At 68.3% G+C, this 18,950-nt stretch carries 14 protein-coding genes and 1 pseudogene; 6 read left to right on the top strand and 9 right to left on the bottom strand.

What is annotated here, in order from left to right; translation table 11 throughout:
• Positions 1-59: 59 nt before the first annotated feature.
• From EL266_RS13705 to EL266_RS05040, 4 genes are all read left to right on the top strand, one after another.
• Positions 60-1,661 (top strand): DUF6571 family protein, encoded by a 1,602-nt coding sequence (locus EL266_RS13705; RefSeq protein WP_232012120.1) that lies wholly within the window; start codon positions 60-62, stop codon positions 1,659-1,661.
• Complete coding sequence (locus EL266_RS05050; protein ID WP_232012145.1) at positions 1,595-2,308, top strand: transposase; 714 nt, start codon at positions 1,595-1,597, stop codon at positions 2,306-2,308. Before EL266_RS13705 ends, EL266_RS05050 begins: the two co-directional genes overlap by 67 nt.
• Positions 2,309-2,331: 23 nt before the next feature.
• Positions 2,332-3,264, top strand: a complete 933-nt coding sequence (locus tag EL266_RS05045) for a DUF6571 family protein (protein WP_126412192.1) — start codon at positions 2,332-2,334, stop codon at positions 3,262-3,264.
• Between the two features lie 644 nt (positions 3,265-3,908).
• Positions 3,909-4,244 (top strand): hypothetical protein, encoded by a 336-nt coding sequence (locus EL266_RS05040; RefSeq protein ID WP_026428201.1) that lies wholly within the window; start codon positions 3,909-3,911, stop codon positions 4,242-4,244.
• Positions 4,245-4,321: 77 nt separating this feature from the next.
• On the opposite strand, the gene panC is transcribed toward EL266_RS05040, so the two are convergent.
• From panC to folP, 8 genes are all read right to left on the bottom strand, one after another.
• Positions 4,322-5,257 (bottom strand): pantoate--beta-alanine ligase, encoded by a 936-nt coding sequence (panC, locus tag EL266_RS05035; RefSeq protein ID WP_026428200.1) that lies wholly within the window; start codon positions 5,255-5,257, stop codon positions 4,322-4,324.
• A gap of 70 nt (positions 5,258-5,327) precedes the next feature.
• Positions 5,328-6,983 carry a lysine--tRNA ligase gene (locus EL266_RS05030; RefSeq protein ID WP_026428199.1) on the bottom strand — a complete coding sequence of 552 codons (1,656 nt, stop codon included), beginning with the start codon at positions 6,981-6,983 and terminating at the stop codon, positions 5,328-5,330.
• A 152-nt stretch (positions 6,984-7,135) separates the two neighbouring features.
• On the bottom strand, positions 7,136-8,065 hold the full coding sequence (locus tag EL266_RS05025; RefSeq protein WP_026428198.1) for a Rossmann-like and DUF2520 domain-containing protein: 930 nt from the start codon (positions 8,063-8,065) through the stop codon (positions 7,136-7,138).
• A gap of 63 nt (positions 8,066-8,128) precedes the next feature.
• A complete protein-coding gene (locus EL266_RS05020; protein ID WP_084501224.1) occupies positions 8,129-9,961 on the bottom strand; it encodes a PH domain-containing protein in 1,833 nt (610 codons plus the stop codon).
• Positions 9,958-10,440: a PH domain-containing protein gene (locus tag EL266_RS05015; protein ID WP_026428197.1), complete on the bottom strand. Its 483-nt coding sequence runs from the start codon at positions 10,438-10,440 to the stop codon at positions 9,958-9,960. Before EL266_RS05015 ends, EL266_RS05020 begins: the two co-directional genes overlap by 4 nt.
• 83 nt (positions 10,441-10,523) lie before the next feature.
• On the bottom strand, positions 10,524-11,009 hold the full coding sequence (locus EL266_RS05010; RefSeq protein ID WP_026428196.1) for a DUF3180 family protein: 486 nt from the start codon (positions 11,007-11,009) through the stop codon (positions 10,524-10,526).
• Positions 11,009-13,363: a 2-amino-4-hydroxy-6-hydroxymethyldihydropteridine diphosphokinase gene (folK, locus tag EL266_RS05005; protein WP_034515870.1), complete on the bottom strand. Its 2,355-nt coding sequence runs from the start codon at positions 13,361-13,363 to the stop codon at positions 11,009-11,011. Before folK ends, EL266_RS05010 begins: the two co-directional genes overlap by 1 nt.
• The gene (gene folP / locus EL266_RS13395; RefSeq protein WP_026428195.1) at positions 13,360-14,214 is read right to left on the bottom strand and encodes a dihydropteroate synthase; all 855 of its coding nucleotides are present in this window, start codon (positions 14,212-14,214) and stop codon (positions 13,360-13,362) included. The genes folK and folP overlap by 4 nt, the downstream gene beginning before the upstream one ends.
• A 362-nt stretch (positions 14,215-14,576) precedes the next feature.
• On the opposite strand from folP, the pseudogene EL266_RS13975 reads away from it, so the two are divergent.
• Both EL266_RS13975 and EL266_RS04995 read left to right on the top strand, forming a co-directional pair.
• Positions 14,577-15,266 (top strand): annotated as a pseudogene (locus EL266_RS13975) (ABC transporter ATP-binding protein); the annotation flags it as partial.
• Between the two features lie 407 nt (positions 15,267-15,673).
• Positions 15,674-18,139 carry an FtsX-like permease family protein gene (locus EL266_RS04995; protein ID WP_026428193.1) on the top strand — a complete coding sequence of 822 codons (2,466 nt, stop codon included), beginning with the start codon at positions 15,674-15,676 and terminating at the stop codon, positions 18,137-18,139.
• Between the two features lie 65 nt (positions 18,140-18,204).
• Here the strand turns inward: EL266_RS04995 and EL266_RS04990 are convergent, their stop codons facing one another.
• Positions 18,205-18,876 (bottom strand): response regulator, encoded by a 672-nt coding sequence (locus EL266_RS04990; protein ID WP_026428192.1) that lies wholly within the window; start codon positions 18,874-18,876, stop codon positions 18,205-18,207.
• Positions 18,877-18,950 lie beyond the last annotated feature (74 nt).

The raw sequence follows: 18,950 nt of genomic DNA, 5'->3' as shown, positions 1-18,950 counted from the left end.
AAGTCACAAAACAACTACACGTTCGATCGCCAAGAAAACCAGAACCACAGGAGCATGTCATGGCAAAATTCAAACTCAATCCCGATAGACTAAAAAGTGAAATCGAACGCCTCACTTTATTCATCCAGGAAACGAGATCTGCCAGAAGTGCGATTCACCGCAAATATGAATCGACAGCAGGGAAGTACAATCTTAGCGACATCAGCTCTTTCAATGGGAGCGTGAGCGCCAACTGCGACCGTCTAGCCCAGTTGGCAGACGAGATCGAGAGCGCCCGGAGAGGGATTGTTCATCTGAATCAGAACGGCTTAACAACCTCTCCCGACGGGAGCGGAACCGTCGAGTACGAGATCCCAGACGGCACTGTCATCAAGAGCGGAAAAGCCCTCAAAAGTTGGAGTCAGGGGAAGGTGGACGGCCATAATTTAAAATTACTCACCAAGGACTACAACAACCTCAATGACGAAGAAAAGAAGCAGTATAAAAAAATTATCGAAGAAGGTGACTACCTTACTGACATTCCAGATTTCCGACGAGAGGAGAAATTGGAGGAAATTCGCAAGCGCTTAGAAAGCAGGTCAGATGATAATTACTACTCCGCCGGCGTCGTCGATGGAGTCGGTCCAGAAAATCTTACTTCAATACCCCTACGAGAAAGAGAAATCGATACACAAAAAAAGATGGCTAAATTTCTCGGAATTCATCTTGCTGGCGCCTCGAAGACCTGGACGCGCGATAAGCAGAAATCGGTCGCCCGCGCAATCAAGGAATCGATGGACGAGAGTGGCGAGTACGGTCGTATCACCGTATTCAACAGGATGATGAAAGAGAATAACACGAACAAGAATGGACGCAACAGCCTCTCCTTTAATAAAGACTTCCTCGTCACCCTCGGCAACACCCTCCGGTCGATTGATTGGCAGAAGATATCTCGTCTCCTAAAGAACAGGAAGGAGCTAGCTGACGAAGGAAACGACACTTTCGCGGTAGATCAATTCGGCGATTTCCTCACCGACGGCTCCTGGTCCTGGAGCGACGACGATCCCGACTTCACCATCTTCGATCCTATTTACGGTATCCTTGACGCTATGACAGGAAACCCCCATGCAGCAGCAGAATTCTTCGCCCCCAACGGAAGAACATCTGCGCCTCAGGATATCAGGGACATCATCCACCGCAGCAGTCTAGGGGATAACGATTGGACAAAGAACCTCACCACCATCAGTGCCCATATGGCGGAAGAGTTTGGACGGGAAGATTTTTCCAAGGCCGGCAAAACTACGAAGAGTTACATGGACAAATCCGCATTCACCACCTCGCTGATTTTCAATGAGATTGGCGAGAACGACGTAAAGTTGGGAGACCTTGCAAGGGAGAACGCCTTCACAGTCATGACGATCTACGCACCCGGCGTAGAGAACTCAGGGTGTTATTCATGGGGGTTTGTTCGTGTCGTTAGTTGGTGCATCGGCCGTCTCGGGAGAGAATTGGGTTACCACACTCGATTCTCTTGGGGAGGCGGCCGATGCATTACGAGTCTACCACGGGGCTGTGCGATGAGGATATCGATGAGCTTGTCGGGCGCATCGAAGAGGTGCTCGAATCTCGGGGCCAGAGTCTATTGGGCTACCGCCTGGGGCTCAGGCAGCAGGTGGAGTTGACCTTGATTCTGGCGCGCCATAACATCTCCCAGGCCCTGGCCGCCGACATGTGCGGCGTCTCCCAGCCCACCGTCTCCAGGATCTGGAGGCGCATGGTCCCCTTGCTGACCCATGTGCTGGCCATGAGTGGGATCTCTCTGTCCCAGGCAGTGGCTCAGGGCAGCCTGCTGCTCGTTGATGGCACGCCGATCCCCACTGGTAACAGGCCCGCAGCCGGCAGGCAGGTCGAGAAGGCCAACTACTCGGGCAAGCACCATGCCCAGTGCCTGAATGTCCAGGTCGCCGCCACCACCGACGCCACCCTGGTGGCGGTCTCGGACCCGGTGCCCGGCTCACGTCACGACAGCGCCGCCTTGAGCCTGTGCGGCTGGGACACGATCCTCACCGGCGCCGATTGGATCGCCGATACCGCATACACCGCTCATGGCGCACTGACCCCCATCAAGAAGACGCCGGGAAGAGATCGTCTGGAATGGGAGAAAGACTTCAACAGAGCCGTGTCATCCACGCGCGCCGCCATCGAGCACACCATCGCGACGCTGAAGAAATGGAAGATCCTATCCACCGGCTACCGCCACCGCCTGGCAGAGCTCCCCAGCATCATCACCCTGATCACCAAACTCGAACTCTACAGAACAGGCTGGTAACCCCCACATGAATAACACCCTCAATGATTGATGGCGGAAATAAGAGCAGTAATACATTCAACACATACACCAGCCCTTACGATACATATAATGAGGAAGAATGGGACGGCAAGGTTGGTACACAACCAACATTCTCCGATTATGCGCTCTCCGAATTAATCGGCCAGACTTTCGACGATAAAAAGCGGCAAACCGACATGCAAATTCGCCTGAAAGCCATCGACGCGAGTCGCTACATGGCGGCCCTGAATTATTACAAAAAAACCGGCAAGGCTACGCGACTTACTGAATATTTCGCTAAATATTATCACAAAGAAGGGTTTGTCACTGGGGCTTTCAATGAGAGGACCGTTGCTGACGCAAAAGAGAGGGATCGAAGGGAAAGAGAGTGGATACGCAATTCAAGAGATACTGCGGTTGCAGTTGCTGGTGCAATTCCATACGCATCCGGAGCCGTCTCCGTGACAATAGATCGGATTTCGGAGGATCTGGAAAATCGGCTCGCGAACAACACAAAGGAAGCCATAGTCGGCAACTCTGACGTGAAACGAGACAGAAACCAGCAGGCTCGACTTAACGCCTTGACTCTACTATTAAATTCTAACATGTTTACACAGCGCCAGCTCAGAGATTTTATGAGCGCTGGCAACCACGGCAGTATTGTTGCTAAGGACGAAAAGACTGGGAAATTGGTCATTGACAAAAAATTAATCGCGGGTCTCCGCTCTACGGATGAGACGACGCGAATCCTCGCAGAGGAAAAACTCGATAATTTCGACAGAAATAAGTCCGCCATGGAATCTCCTGCAGCCAGCAGCGTCGACGGCACGACTAGCAAAGGCAACGGCAAAGACTTTTCTTTTAATGAGGGTTACAAGAGAGCGAAAGACGGAGAGGAGCGGGACGGTAAGAAGGCGGCTTATCCGAATAAGTTCAGCGACAACAAAAATAGGTAATTTCTAACTTCATAACTCTTGCGTGAATTAGCGTCCTTCCAGGCCTAGAAAGGTGCGAACTCACATAACAGGACGGAGTCAGGGGTGAGCGAGCGAGCCAGGACGACCAACACCACCGCTGTCATCACCATCTCTCCCCCGAGGCATCAACGGCAGCCTTGCACAGGTTCGGCTCTGCGGGTCAGATCTCCACATCCCGCATGGTCTCGGGCACAACACTTCTCGCATCTGGGATGAGCGTCAGCTGAGGCCGACCACACGCAGATGGCAGTGGCCACTTGCCCCGTATCCGAGGAGAACTCTGGCCCCGAGCGGTTTTGCTTCCTTCACCAGCAGTCTGCTGTCTGTTGCCGACCAGGGAGAAGGCGTCGTCGTCGAGCACACCACTATTACCGTGGAGCCCGCCGACCGCGGCCTGAGTGCGATCACCCGCCTCATCGCCGTCGGAGGCCCACACCGCACCCCGTCTTACCCGTCCATCATCGAGGACCAGCAGCCTCTCTGCGAACCCGGCCCGCCGTCAGGCACACCGCTGCTACAGTGAATTCCGCCGACCACGGCTGAGCACAGTCACCGGGCTCATCGCCGTCGGGCACCCGCACCGCAACCCTGCGGGCCGGTCCTCACGCATAAGGAGATAAGGAATGACCTACCCATCGACCGAGCCGCGGCCCGCGCTGACCTCCAGCGAACTGAGCCATCTGGAGCTCAAGCAGACCTGGTGGATCGGTGAGGGCTATGACTGCGAGGAAGTGGACTCCGTCGTCCTCGATGTCATCGACACACTGCGCACCTGGGAGGCCGCGGCGATCACCGGCGGGGCCCCGCAGCACCAAAGCACCCGACGCTTCCTGAGCTCAACAGAACTCCAGGGCGTCATGTTCAGGGCACTGAAGTTCGGCCGCAGCTACGACCAGGACCACGTCGACGATGTCCTCGAGCACGCGACGGAGACCCTGCGCAACTACGAGTCCGCCTGACCCGTGATTCCGCCAATTTGCGCGAGTTCGTACATTTCCGGGCCCGGAAAAGCACGAACTCGCGCAAATTGGCGGAGTCAGGGGAGGATCAGGGTGTTGTCGATGAGCCTGGTGGAGCCCACGCGGGCCGCCACGGCCAGCAGCCAGGCGGGGGCATCCGCGCTCCGCGCTGCGCCGGCAGCCAGGCCGAGCCCCGCGCCGGCCAGATCCTCGAAGGTGCCAGGGTTCACCACCGCTGCATAGTCGACCTCGACCCCGTCGGCGGCCTCCAGGACCTCCAGGGCGGCAGCGCGCACGGCCCGGGCATCGCCGCCCGACCTCGCCGCGACCGCACCGGCCTCAAGCGCCCGGGACAGGGCCAGCGCCTGTTGGCGCTCCCGCGCACTGAGATAGGCGTTGCGCGAGCTCATGGCCAGGCCGTCATCCTCCCGACGAATCTCCACCGGCACGATCTCCACACCGACGGCCAGGTCCTGGACCATGGCCCGCACGATGGCCAACTGCTGGGCGTCCTTCCGCCCGAACAGTGCCCACTGGGGCGCGGTCAGGTTCAGCAGGGTGAGGACCACCTGACAGACCCCGGCGAAATGGGTGGGCCGACTCCGCCCCTCCAGAACCGTGGCCAAGGGGCCCGGATCGATGCGCACCCCCGGCTCGCCGCGAGGGTAGATGACCTCGGTCGTGGGGGCGAAGACCACCAGGCGCCCCGTACTCTCCCCGCGCTCTCCCAGGACCCGCTCCAGCCCATCCACATCGCGCTCCAGGTCGCGCGGGTAGGCCTCCAGGTCCTCCCCCGCGGCGAACTGCAGTGGGTTGACGAAGATCGTCACCACCACAGTTCCCCCCGGCCCGGCCAGGTCGGCGGCCCGGCGGACCAGGTCGAAGTGCCCCTCATGGAGGGCGCCCATGGTCATCACCACGGCGCGCGGCCCAGGACAGAGCTCCAGCGCGGCGGCCAGCTCGCCACGAGTACGAGCCAGGGCAGTGCGGTCGGCAGAAGGATCAGCGCTCACGCCCCAAGGCTAGATGATCGGGGGCCGAGCCCCGCACGGGAACGCTGGAAGCCGGGGCGACAGGGCGAGATCAGCCGCGCTTGACGATGGGGAAGGTGATGGTCTCGCGGATGCCCTGGCCGGTCAGGGCCATGAGCACGCGGTCGATGCCCATGCCCATGCCGCCGCAGGGCGGGAAGCCCTGCTCCATGGCCACCAGGAAGTCCTCGTCGAGGATCATCGCCTCGGGGTCGCCATTGGCGGCCGCCAGGGCCTGGGCCTCGAAGCGCTCACGCTGGACAACGGGGTCGGCCAGCTCGGAGTAGGCGGTGGCGGTCTCCATGCCGCGGATGTAGAGGTCCCACTTCTCCGTCAGGCCCGGCCGGGAGCGGTGGTAGCGGGTCAGCGGGGAGGTGTCCTCGGGGAAGTCGAAGACGAAGGTCGGCTCCCACAGGTCATCGCCCACGGTCACCTCGAAGATGTCCTCGACGATCTTGCCGGCCACCGCGTAGTCATCCACCTCCAGGTCCAGCCTCTCGGCGATCCGCACCAGCTGCTCGCGAGGAGTCTCCACGGTGATCTCCTCGCCGACGGCCTCGGAGACCGAGGTGTACAGGTCGATCTGGCGCCACTGGCCGGACAGGTCGTACTCGGTGCCGTCGGCCAGCGTGACGATCTCCTTGCCCTCCTCCAGGCCCAGCGCGTCGCGGGCGGCGACCTGGATGAGGTCACGGGTCAGCTCGGCCATGCCGTGGTAGTCCGAGTAGGCCTCGTAGGCCTCCAGGGCGGTGAACTCCGGGGAGTGGGAGGAGTCCACGCCCTCATTGCGGAAGTTCCGGTTGATCTCGAAGACGCGGTCCACGCCGCCCACCACGGCGCGCTTAAGGTAGATCTCCGTGGCGATGCGCAGGTAGAGGTCCGTGTCGAAGGCGTTCATGTGGGTGACGAAGGGCCGCGCGGACGCCCCGCCGTGGATGACCTGGAGCATGGGGGTCTCCAGCTCCAGGTAGTCGCGGCCGTGGAAGTTCTCGCGGATGGAGCGCACGACGGCGGCCCGCGTGCGCACCATGTCCCGCGCGGCGGGCCTGGTGATGAGGTCCAGCTCCCGACGGCGCACCCGCTGCTCCTCCGAGAGGGTCACCGTCTCCCCGGCCTCATTGGTCCAGGTCTTGGGCAGTGGGCGCAGGGCCTTGGAGGCGATGCGCCAGGCCGGGACCTCAATATCGTCATCGCAGGCCTCGGCCAGCTCGGCGCCCTCGCGCAGGATGGGCTCGGCGAACACCGAGAGCTCGCCGCGCCGCGAGCAGCCCACGCGGCCGTGGACGAAGAGATGATCGCCCAGGTCCACATCCGCCTTGAAGGCCGCCAGGCTGGAGTGCCCGGAGCCGGGCAGGGACTTGGCCGAGAGCATGGCCTGAAGAGTGGTGCCCGCGCCATCCATGAGGGTGACGAAGCACAGCTTGCCGGTGTTGCGCAGGAAGACCACGCGCCCGGCCACGCCCACCAGGACCTCGGTCTCCGCGCCGGCCTCGAGGTGGCCGTGCGCGGCGCGCACCTCGGCGATCGTCGTGGTCACCGGCACGCTCACCGGGTAGGGGTCCCAGCCCTCCTCCCGCAGGCGCTCGCGCTTGCCGGCGCGGACCTGGAACTGCTCTCCCGGCCCGGGATCGGAGGCGGGCCGGGGGGCCTCACCGGACTCGGCGGGCTCAGGGACGGGGGACTGCTGGAGCTCATGGGCGTCGGTCACGCCCGGAAGTCTACCGGGAGCCCCGGTGCCGCCGAGCGGCAGGCGCCGGGCTGTTCCTCACGCCCGCAGAGACCCAGGCGCCCCGGCCTGCCGCATCCCGGATCGCAGCAGATGCTCCTGCCATCGCGGCTGGTATGGATCGACCGGGTGGGTCACGGGGCCGTGTCCCCGAGGGCCTGCCTCAGCCGGCGCGCCTGCGAGGCGTCGATCCGCCCCTGGTCCAGGCAGCGCTGCACCGTGGCGCCGGCCAGATGCCGGTAGCTGCTCACGACATCGCCCAGATCACGGCCCTCCTCGTCGCCCAGCGCCTCAAGGGCCTCCAGGTGGGCGGCCACCGTCCCCGCGTCGCCGCGCGAGACCGGGCCGGTCAGGGCGGTCCCGCCCTCCTGCAGGGCCCGGTCCAGGGCGGCACCGAGCAGGGGCCTGAGAGTGGCCGGGGCGTCATCGACCCCGGCGGCGCGCAGGGCCCGGACCGCCTGATCCACCAGGGTCACCAGATGGTTGGCGCCATGCGCCAGAGCGGCGTGGTAGGCGGGCCGGGCGGCCTCATCGAGGATGAAGGGCTCACCGCCGAGCTCAACGGCCAGGGCCTGGGCGATGGGCAGAACCGCCGCGGGAGCGGTCACGGCCATGGGGCAGCCCACGAGCCTGGCCACATCCGTGGAGAATCCGCCGAAGGTCATCGCCGGGTGGATGGCCAGGGGGATCGCCCCCAGGCGCCGGGCGGGCTCCAGGATGGCCAACCCGTGAAGCCCGGAGGTGTGGGCGACCAGCTGCCCCGGCTGCCAGCGGCCAAGATCGGCCAGTCCCTGAACAAGGGATCCCAGGGCGTCATCGGGCACGGCCAGCAGGACGAGCTCGGCGCGCTCAACGATCTGCTCGACCTCGGCCAGGGGCACGCCCGGCAGAAGCATCTCCGCCCGCTCCCGGGATTCCTCGGAGACGGCGTGGACGCCGACGATCTGGTGCTCCACCGCCCTGAGCGCCGAGCCCAGGACAGCGCCGACGCGTCCCGCGGAGATGATGCCCACCCCCAGACGCCCAGGACGCCCGGCAAGGGCGGTGCCATCAGTCAAACTCATGGCACCGATGCTCTCACGGCTGCCACCGTCCCAGGGCCGGCGGCGCTCACGGGTCGGCCGCGCTCACGGGTCAGGCGACTCTACGACGGGCCACCCAGCGGCAGCCGGCCCAGCAGCCGGCGGCTCGGCGACAGGCCACCCAGCAGCAGGCGGCTCTGCGATAGTCCGCTCAGCAGCAGATGACCCAACGGTGGGCGCCGCTGCAGCGGGCGGCCCAGCAGCAGGCGGCGCCGCAACAGATGCCACCGCAGGCCGCCCCGCGGCGGATGCCCCGGGATCATCCGATGCCCCGGGGACTGTGATGGCCCGCTGGAGCCAGCGGTCCAGGTGCTCCTGGCTGCGGCGCATCACCGAGCGCTCGGCGATCTCGTGGACCAGTGCGTAAGCGTCGACGGCAGGGAGATTGCCCACCCACATGGACAGGTCGTCGGCGACCATGTCGAGCTTGAGGGAGGCCAGGCCGAGCCGCCGGGCCATGGGCCCCCGGAGCACCCGCAGGGACTGGATGCGCTCGTAGGGCACGGCGATGATCCGCCGCCGCACGCGCCCGGTGCGGACGATCACGCAGGTCCCGGTCAGGATGATGGCCTCGCGCCGCCAGACGATCGGGGAAAAGACCCGGCCGCGCGGGGAGACGCGCACGAAGCCCCGCCCGGGCTCCCCCACCGGGGCGCGGCGGTCCCCCACCCCATCCTCATCCATCCCGTCCAGGGCACTGGCCAGCAGCCCATCGGGGTCGGCGTGCCCGAGGTCGGAAATCACCAGCCACAGCGCGCGCAGCGCGGTGGCGCGCTGGCCCACGGGCAGGAGCACATCGATCGCCGCGGACTGGCCGTTGTCCTCCGAGCTGCCCTCGCGCCCGGCCACGACGATCTCCACCCTCCACCAGTCCTTGGAGCGCCACAGCAGGGGCTGGCCGATCTTGACGGCGTGAACCCGACCTGGCGGCAGGGTGCGCGAGATCTCCGAGGTCAGCCCGTAGCGCATGCGGATGCCACTGGGGGTGGCGGCCGCGCGGAAGTCCCAACCATTGTTGAAGCGCCGCCACACGATGGTGATGACACCCACGGGCGTGGCCAGGGCCGGCATCAGCGCCCCCAGGGCGGACAGGCTCGCCATCTCGCTCGTGATCAGGGCCACGGCGGCGGCGCCGATGGAGGCCAGGGCGAAGACGAGGCCGCCGACCACCACCCCGCTGCGGGCCATGGAGGCCAGGAGCATCCCGGGCTGAACCGCGTAGAGGGGGTGCTCCTCGCGGCTCCGCGGAATCCTGCCCGGCGCCTCGACGCCCCCCTCCCCCGGCGCCTCCCGCCCTGCCGGGGATGCCGCGGCATTGTGAGGCCCATCGGCGACTCCCGCCGCCAGGTCCAGGATGCGCTCGCGCAGCGCCTCCAGGTCGCGGGTTCGCAGGAACCCGATGACCACCCGGGAGTCCTTGCCCCCGGCCACCTCCACCGTCAGCTGCCCCATGCCCAGGATGCGGCCCAGAAGGGGATGGACGACGTCGACGGACTGGATGCGCGGCAGGCGCGCGGTGCGCAGCTGGCGGAAGAGCAGGCCGGTGCGCAGGTAGACGCCGTCGGCATCCACCGCGTAGGAGCGCCGCCACCAGGAGGCCAGGCCCAGCAGCGCCCAGATCAGGAGCAGGGCCGCCACCACCAGCCCGGCGTAGAGGACATGCGCCGCGGCGATGCCGCCGCGCTCATCGAGGTACCGGTAGGCCTGGACGATCTCATCGAGGTTCTGGACGGTGATGAAGGCCAGGATGCCCGTGGCGATCTTCCACCCCTCCAGGATGGGGGTGACGATGGACACCCGCCGCCAGCGGACGTCGGCGGGCAGGGCGATGCCTCGCTCCTGCTTGTGCCTGCCGCCTGCGGCCTGCCGGCGGGTCACAGTCCCGCCATCCTCTCCTCGCCGCGCTGGGACAGCACCTGGCGCAGGTGCTCGGCCTGGGCGACGGGGAGCCCGTTGATGGTCGCATCGGTGCTGGCCGAGGCCGTGTGGAGACGGACCTTGGCGATGCCCAGGCGCGAGGCGAGGGGCCCCTGGGAGGTGTCGACGAACTGCATGCGGCCATAGGGGATGACGCTCATGGAGCGGAACATGACGCCGTGGCGCCACAGGAGGTGGTCGCCGGTCAGGGCGTAGCCCATGGCCCTCACCTGGCGCGGGATCAGCCACAGCATCCAGACCATGAGCCCCGCGCCGACGCCGGAGCACACGAGCCACCAGGGGCCCAGCAGGTAGCCGGCCACGGCCCCCGCGATGATGAGGCAGGCGCAGCACAGCACGGCGATCAGGAGCCTGGCAGTGGTCAGCCGGGCGGAGACCGGTTGGAAGGCAACGCCCTCAGGGGCGAAGGGGTGATCCATATCGACCTACTCCTCGCTTCGACGATCCCCCATATCCTCCCAGGTCAGCGGCCTGCCCGCTGGCCTGTCGCAGAATCGGCCGGTCAGGCGGCCGCGCCGCCGGAGGGGGCGCCACCGGGACCATCCTCATCCTCGCCGTCGGAGATGACGCACCAGTGCTCGACGACGAAGCCGATGATGCACCAGATCAGGCAGGCCACCAGGCTTCCGCCCGCGCTCCAGGCGTGCTGGCCCATTGCCGGGGAGTCGGGGGACAGCAGGGCCAGGACCAGCTGACCGCCGTAGACCCCGCCCACGACGGCGCCCACATGCGCCGAGGCCTGGGCCGCCGCTGCCGTGATGGCGGCGCCGGTCGGGGTCATCCAGGTGCGCTCGCGCGCGCGCAGGCGCCGCACGGCCAGCCCGCAGGTCAGGACGATTCCCGCGATCCCCAGGGCGACCAGGGCCCCCCAGGGGGTCAGGGAGGGAAGCCATCCGCGATGGCGCAGCACCACGTCGCCAGCCGCCCAGGCGGCCACTGAGGCAACCGCGAACCAGGCCAGGGCACTGGTCCAGCGGGTCCGACGCATCAGGAGCCCTGACGGGGACCTGAACCGGGGCCACCCCCGATGACGTCGTTCCACTGCAGCGGGGCGTCCCAGGAGTCCTCGGCGCCGGCCGGGGGAGCCTGGCCGGGGACGTGGAAGGGCGAGTGCTGGCCCAGGTCTAACTGCTCGCCCTGCCCCACCTGCTCGGGCTGCTCGACCTGCTCCGCCTGATCAACGGGCACCGCGTAGTCGGTGCCGAAGGAGGCCGCCGCGAAGGGGTTGTCCAGGCCCTGGGCCGCGCCGGGGCCCTCGGCCTGGGGCTCTGAGGGGAGGTCCGGCTGGGCGGCGGCGCTGCGCGGCTCGGCGGACTGGACGGCCTGGATGGCGTGCCCGGCCTGCGGGTCCGACCCGAGCCCTCCGACGCCGCCGAGGTACTCGGCGGCCAGCTCGGCATCGGCCACGGAGCGCTCATTGCGGGTGGCCTCGTAGACCACCTCCATGGGCTCGGGGTCCTCCTCCAGGACGGGGGGCGCCACGTAGGGGCCGGTGGGCTTGTCGGGGATGTTGTCGGTGTCGAGCCAGTCGAAGGCGAGCCAGCGCAGGCCGTCGCGGCCCGGCGCCTCGTCGGCCAGCTCGGCCACGGCCCGCCCGTCCAGGTCGGCGAAGGGGTCCGCCTGAGCCCAGGGCACCAGCACGAAGGCCCGCTCGTGGGCCCGCGGGTGGGGCAGGCTCAGCTCGGGATCGTGGGAGGTCACGCCCTCGACGCTGATGACGTCGACGTCCAGGGTGCGCGGGGCCCACTGGGTGGTGCGCACCCGTCCGGCCTCCGCCTCCAGCTGCTGGCACAGGGCCAGCAGCTCGCGCGGGGTCAGGGTAGTCAGCGCGGTGACCACCGTGTTGAGGTAGTCGGGCTGCGGCTCGGCGTCGGGCAGGACCTCGGCCACGGTGCGGGCCAGGGGCCCGACCTGGAGGACCTCGAGGCCCTCGGCGCCCTGCAGGGAGCGCACGGCGTTGCGCAGGTTGACCAGGACGTGGCCGGCGTTGGCGCCCAGGGCGATGACCGCCCCCACGGGGCGCCCGGGGCGCTGGTCGAGCGGGTCCACCGCCTGAGCGGCGACGACGGGGGCCGACTGGTCCTCCCGGGCCTCCTCGGGAGCGTCGGTCACCGGGGCCTGGGCCAGGAACGCGCCGGGGTCGTCAGCGCTCCCAGCGCTCCCCGCCGGCCTGGCGGAGTCGGCTGGCTCAGCGGAATCGGCCGTGTGAGCGGTGGGATCGAGCAGCGCCGCGCTCGCCGCGGACTCGCCGCCCAGGCCGGCCGCGGCCGCCTCGTCACCGGCGGCGTCCGGGAGGCCCGGGAGGCCCTCCTGCTGGTCCAGGTAGGAGTCCTGGGGCGAGCCGATGCCGGTCTCGGCGCGGTGGCGACCCTCCCCGGGAAGCTGGATGGGAAGGCCCGCCGGCAGGGAGTCGATGGGGGCCGCCGGCGCCGCGGCGTCGGCCACGGAGTCCTGGGTGACCCATCCCTCGGAGTCGTCGACCACGGGGCTGGGCCCGCCGACCGCGGCCTCCTGCTCGGCGGCACCGAAGTCCGGGTAGCCGGGCTCGTCGTCCGCCTGGACGGCGGCCATGAGGGCGTCCTCGAGGAGGTGGTCGGCGTCCTCGTCCTGGTCGCCCAGGTCGGGCGCGGCGCTGTCCGTCACGGGCTCGGGCTCGGCGCGCAGGGGCGACTGGCTCGCGGGCTGGGCGGAGAGGAGGTCGGGGGCCGACAGGGCGTCGGAGGCCTGCGCTGAGTCAACCGAGTCAGCTGAGTCCTGGGAGTCATCCGCCCAGGCCTGGCTCCCCCAGGTGGTCGAGGCGGCGATGCCGGCGGCACCCGTTGCCCCAGCGGCCCCGGAGAGGTGCTCGTCGGGGGACTGGGCGCGGTGCGAGGTGTGGCGGCGGGCCTCGGGCTCGGCGGGCTCAGCGGCGGGGGCCGCGGCCGACTCGGCGGGCTCGCTCGACTGGGCGGCATCCGAGACGCGGTGGATGGTCACCGCCACATCCTCGAAGGCCACATCCAGGGGGGCCTGGGGCTTGTGCACCGTGATCTCAGCGGCGCGCACGCGCGAGTAAGACAGGACCTTTTCAGCGATGCGGTCCGCCAGGGACTCCAGGAGGCCCACCGGCTCGCCCTCGATGATGGTGACCACGGCCGTGGCCACCGTGGCGTAGTCCACGGCGTCATCGAGGCTGTCGGTCACGGCGGCCACCGCGGTGCCGCGCGGGCCCAGGTCGAGGGTGACGTCGACGGTGAAGAGCTGTCCCTCCTCGCGTTCGAAGGGCAGGACGCCGTGATGGCCGCGGGCTGACAGTCCGACCAGACTGATCCGGTCGCCGGTCGCGGTGACGGTGGTGCTCACTGGTGTTCCTTCCAGAGGGAGGCGGTGCGAAGAGCGTCCCGGTTGGCCGGGACCTCGTGGACTCTGACCGCCCAGGCGCCTGAGGCGGCTGCCAGGGCAGTGGTGGCGGCGGTTGCGGCGTCGCGCTGGGCGGGCGCGGCGCCCTCGTCGCAGGCAAGGGAGAGGAAGCGCTTGCGGGAGGCGCCGATGAGGACCGGGTGGCCCAGCTCTGCGCCCAGGGTGCCGGTGGCGGCCAGGAGCTGCCAGGACTGCTCGTGGGTCTTGGCGAATCCGAGCCCGGGGTCCACCACGATCTGGTGGGCCTGGGCCCCGGCGGCGGCGAGCTCGTCGAGGCGGGCCCGCAGCTCTGCCGTCACGCCCGCGACGACCCCCTGGGGGTAGTCGGTCAGGGTGTCCATGGTCTCCGGGCTCCCCCGCCAGTGCTGGCAGATGTAGATGGCGCCGGACTCGGCCACGAGGCGGTGCATGGCGGGATCGGCCAGGCCCCCGGAGACGTCGTTGATGATGCTCGCCCCGGCCTCGAGGGCGGCCTCGGCGGTGGCGGCGCGGGTGGTGTCCACGGAGACGACCGTCTGCTCGGCCAGCTCGCGGATCACCGGCAGGACGCGGGCGGCCTCGGTGGCGGCGTCGACGCGCTGGGCGCCGGGACGGGTGGACTCCCCACCGACATCGATGATGTCGGCTCCTTGGGCCACCAGGTCGCGGCCATGGGCCACAGCGGCCTGCGCGGTGTCCCATCGCCCGCCGTCAGAGAAGGAGTCCGGGGTGATGTTGACAACCGCCATGAGCAGCGTGCGCCCGCGCAGCGACCGCGGCAATGACGCCGGGGCGATGGCAGGCACGGAACTCACAGGCCCAGGCTAACGGTTGGGCCGCCCTTACGGGTGCACCCGTGTGTTTTCCGCCCGCGGCGAGCCGCTGGAGGGGCGATCGACCGGGGCATGTGTCCACGGTGAACAACTTTAACGGCAGCAGCCACGTGGTCACTCGACGAAACCATGCTCTCACCTGCATGGTTTCTAAAGGTTAGGATTGAGGTGGCTTTGAAAGTTGTTCATCATGGACAGAATCCGTCCCACATCATCCTTTGGTCGCAGATGGCCCGCGATCCCAGCCCTTCGCCGCATTCCCCGGCGCGCCGGGCGCTCCTAGCCTGATGAGCAGGTCGCAGTCACAGGCTCGAATCACTGGCGCACAGCAGAAAGGCTGAACCATGGAACCCCGCATTCATCCCACGCAGGCCGTTGTCGAGGCCCGGGGAGTGACGAAGGTCTACGGCCAGGCAGACGCACGGGTCGTCGCCCTTGATGACGTCACCCTGGCCATCGGCCAGGGCGAGTTCGCCGCCATCATGGGCCCCTCGGGCTCGGGGAAGTCCACCCTCCTGCACTGCCTGGCCGGCCTCGACTCCCCTACCTCTGGCCAGGTCCTCATCACCGGCGAGGACCTGGCCGGCATGAATGACCGCCAGCTCACGAAGGTGCGCCGCGACAAGCTCGGCTTCATCTTCCAGTCCTTCAACCTGCTGCCCACGCTGACCGCCCAGGAGAACATCCTCCTGCCCATGCGCCTGGCCCATCGCACGCCGGACAAGGACTGGTATGACGCCGTGGTGACCACGCTGGGCATCGGCGACCGCCTGACTCATCGGCCCACCGAGCTCTCCGGCGGCCAGCAGCAGCGCGTCGCGGTCGCCCGCGCCCTGGTCAGCCGCCCCGACGTCATCTTCGCCGATGAGCCCACCGGCGCGCTGGACACCGCCTCGGCCGCCAACCTTCTGGAGACCCTGGTCCGCATGTGCGAGACCCTGGGGCAGACCATCGTCATGGTGACCCACGACGAGGACGCCGCGGCCACCACCAAGCGGATCATCCGGCTGCGCGATGGCCGCATCGTGGGCGACTCCCCGGTCTCGCGCCTCGGCGCCCGCGTTGCACCGACCGCTGGCCAGCGCAACCAGCACAGCCACGTGGCTGCTCCGGCCGCTCCCGCAGCGCCGGCAGCGCCAGCAGCGCCAGCAGCGCCGGCAGCGCCAGCCCCGGGCACCGCCCCCGGGGCGACGGCAGGCTTGCCGTCGAGCCCGCCGGCCGCCCCACCGTCGAGCCCGCCGGCCGCCCCACCGTCGAGCCCGCCGGCCGCCCCACCGTCGAGCCCGCTGGCCGCCCGGCCGGCCGGCCCGCCAGCCGGGCTCGGGGCCGCCCGCCAGCCCAGCGCCCCCGGTCGCCCCGGGTATATCGCCCGCCACGCCGCTGCCCCCGCCCAGCCCCACGGGTTCGGCCCGGCGCGCGCCACAGGAATGGGGGCCCGCTGATGCCCACGATCCTCGATCTGCGGCGCACCATCGCCGCACTGGTCGCAGTCGCCATGAGCGCGGCCCTCATCGCCTTCGCCTTCATCATCTCCGACTCCTTCCGCACCCAGGTGCAGCAGGACGCCCGCCTGTCCGTGGGCGGCGCCTCCGTCGTCGTCACCGACGGGCGCCTGGCCAGCAGCACCGAGGGCGGCCTGGATGAGGCCCTCGTGTCCCGGATCTCCGAGCTCGACGGCGTCGAGTCCGTGCGCGGCGCGCACTGGACCGCCCTCAAGCTCGACCTGCCGCCGCAGCTGGCGAACTCCATCGGCAGCACCATCGCGGTTCAGGACGTGCCCGCCCTGACCGAGCACACCAGGCTGACCAGTGGCCGTCTGCCCCAGGCGGCCGGGGAGATCGCCATCAGCACCGACCTGGCCGAGCAGCAGGGTCTGGGCGTGGGCGACACGATCCGCACCACGACCCCCGATGAGAGCGCACGGCGCGCCTCCTCAGTGGTCGGCATCATCTCCCCGGGGGCGGACTCCCATCGCGCGGGGATCGGCACCATCTACGCCACCGCCGACCAGATCGTGGAACTGGGGGCCGATGTCGACTACCACTACCTGTACGTGACCGGCTCGCCGGCCACCAGCCCCGCAGATCTGCGCGACAAGGTCGCCGAGGCGGTCAACGCGGTTCAGCCCTCGGCCTCCGTGCAGACCGCGGAGGACGAGATCATCCAGCGCACGAGCAGCGAGCAGGGGGGCGCGACCATCGCGACCATCCTCAACCTGCTGGCCCCGGTGTGCGCGGTCGTGGCCATGATCGTCATCGCCACCACCTTCACCACGCTCGTGGCCCGCCAGACCCGCACCATCGGGCTCTTGCGCTGCATCGGCAGCAGCCGGCGGCAGGTGATGCTCGCCATCCTGCGCACGGGCCTCATCACGGGAGTGATCGGCTCCTTCATCGGAGCGGCCGTGGGAGTCGGCAGCGCTGCGGCCCTGGTGCGATCGGGGACCTTCGCCGATCTGGCCGGCGAGCACCTGACCATCTCCCCGGTCTCCGTCGCACTGACCATCGCCCTGGGCTCCCTGGTCGCGCTCGTCGCGGTGCTGCGCCCCGCTCGCCGGGCCACTCGCATCTCGCCACTGGTGGCGCTGACGGGCCAGACCGCGGACGTCAGGCAGGCGGGGCGCCGGCAGCGGTGGGCCGCGATCCTCGGTGCGGCCCTGGCCCTCATCGGAGGGGCGCTGGCCGCACTGGGCAGCATGGGAGGCCAGCTCTACCTGGCTGCTGCCGGGAGCCTGGTGGCTGTGGCAGGTCTCCTGGCGATGCTGCCCCTGCTCACGGTGGCGATCGTCAGCCTCATCGGGAGGATCGGCGCACCGGGGCGGTTCCCGATCCTCCACCTGGCCGCTCGCAACCTGGCCGGCAACTCCGGTCGCTCCGCAGCGACGGCGGCCACGCTGTTCGTCTGCGTCCTGGTGGGCTCTGCGCTGTTCGTCGGGCTGTTCTCCCTGAGGGTGTCCTTTGACGACATGGTCCACAAGGGCTCTCCCGTCGACATCCAGGTCCATGGCGTCACGCCGCAGACCGACACTGAGGCCCTCTCCTCAACCATGACATCGATCAGCGGGGTGGAGAAGTCCATCTACGTCCCCTCGATGGACCTGACCAGGACCGTGGGAGGCGAGCAGGCGCCGATCAACGTCATCGCCATCGATACGGCGCAGGCCGCCACCGTCGTGCGCACCACCCAGGGGCTGGAGGAGCTCTCCGATGACACGATCATCGTGGGCAGCATCTATGACATCCCCGACGGCGCGCAGGTCATCCTCACGGGGCCCGGCGGCCAGACCACGCTGACGGCACGCCGGCTCGAGGGCTGGGGAGCGGCGATCACCCCCGCCACCGCGCAGCGCCTGACAGGGGGAGCCCCCACGGACTCCATGATGTGGATCCGTGCCGGCGAGGACTCCTCGGCCGCCACGGAGAAGGCCGTCCGGGAGGCGACCCAAGGGCAGGACCTCATGGTCGTGGGGAGCGCGACGGCGCGCGCCCAGGTCGAGGCGAATATCAACCGCGTCATGCTCATCGTGTGCCTCGTCATCGGGGCGGCCTTCATCATCTCCCTGTCCGGGCTGGCCAACACCACCGACATCTCGGTCCTGGAGCGCACGCGCGAGATCGGCGTGCTGCGGGCCACCGGCTCCAGCCGATCCGAGATCAGGCGCCTCATCGTCTCCGAAGGAGTCCTGCTGGCCATCACCGGAGGAGTCCTGGGAGTGGCCGCGGGAGCCGGTCTGGGCGCCGCCGGGACCGTAGCGGCGCTGAAGGACGGCGGGGTCACCCTGGACATCCCTGCCGCGGCACTCGCCGGGATTGTCATCGTCACCCTGCTTGTGGCTATGGCGGCCTCCCTGCGGCCAGCCGGGCGGGCGAGTGCCATCCCGCCGGTGATGGCGCTTGCGGAGGACTGAGGAAACCGGGGCCGGGCGCGGCGTCGCTGGCCCGATGCCCGCAGGTGGGCAGCAGCGCGGCGCGCTCAGCGAGCGGCGTCCTGGGCGTGATGGACGGCGACGACGAGTTTGAGCCGGGACGATACAGAGAACTTCTTCATGAGGTGGGAGACATGCGTCTTGACCGTTGCCTCGGAGACCACCAGGCGGGCGGCGATCTCCGCGTTGGAGTACCCCTCGCACAGCAGGTCAAGCACAGCCTGCTCGGCGGCTGTGACCTGGGGCAGGGGCGGCGGGGCAGGGCGGATATGGTGGGCGACAAGGCGGGAGGCGGTGGTCGGGGATATCGTGGTGCCGCCGTCGGCGGCGGCGAGAACGGCCCGGATGATCTCCTCCGGGGTGCTGTCCTTGAGGAGGAAGCCGTTCGCGCTGGCGGACAGGGCCGCGAGCATGGCCTGGTCGTCATCGAAGGAGGTCAGGACCACCACGGCGACGCCGGGGTGGTCCTGGCGCACCCGGCTCAGCAGCTCCAGGCCGTCCATCCTGGGCATCCGCACATCGGTGAGCAGGACGTCCGCCCGGACTCGTCGCAGGAAGGCAAGCGCGTCCGCACCGTTGGAGAAGGTTGAGAGGACCTCGATGCGATCCGAGGAGTCGAGGTAGGTGCGCAGCGCGGTCAGGACGAAGGGGTCATCGTCAACGAGGGCAACGCGAACCATCGAGGAGTGTGAGGCTGTCTCCGGAGCACGGATGGTCATGGCAGGATGCTAATGGCTTGCAGGTGAAGAAACTCCCTGGAAGACAGGTGAGCGGCATCGAGAGGGGGCTCCGT

Origin of the sequence: Actinomyces slackii, assembly GCF_900637295.1 — a bacterium.
GTDB lineage: Bacteria > Actinomycetota > Actinomycetes > Actinomycetales > Actinomycetaceae > Actinomyces > Actinomyces slackii.
The sequence above is the reverse complement of the archived record's forward strand: the minus strand, read 5'-3'. Positions and strand labels throughout refer to the sequence as shown.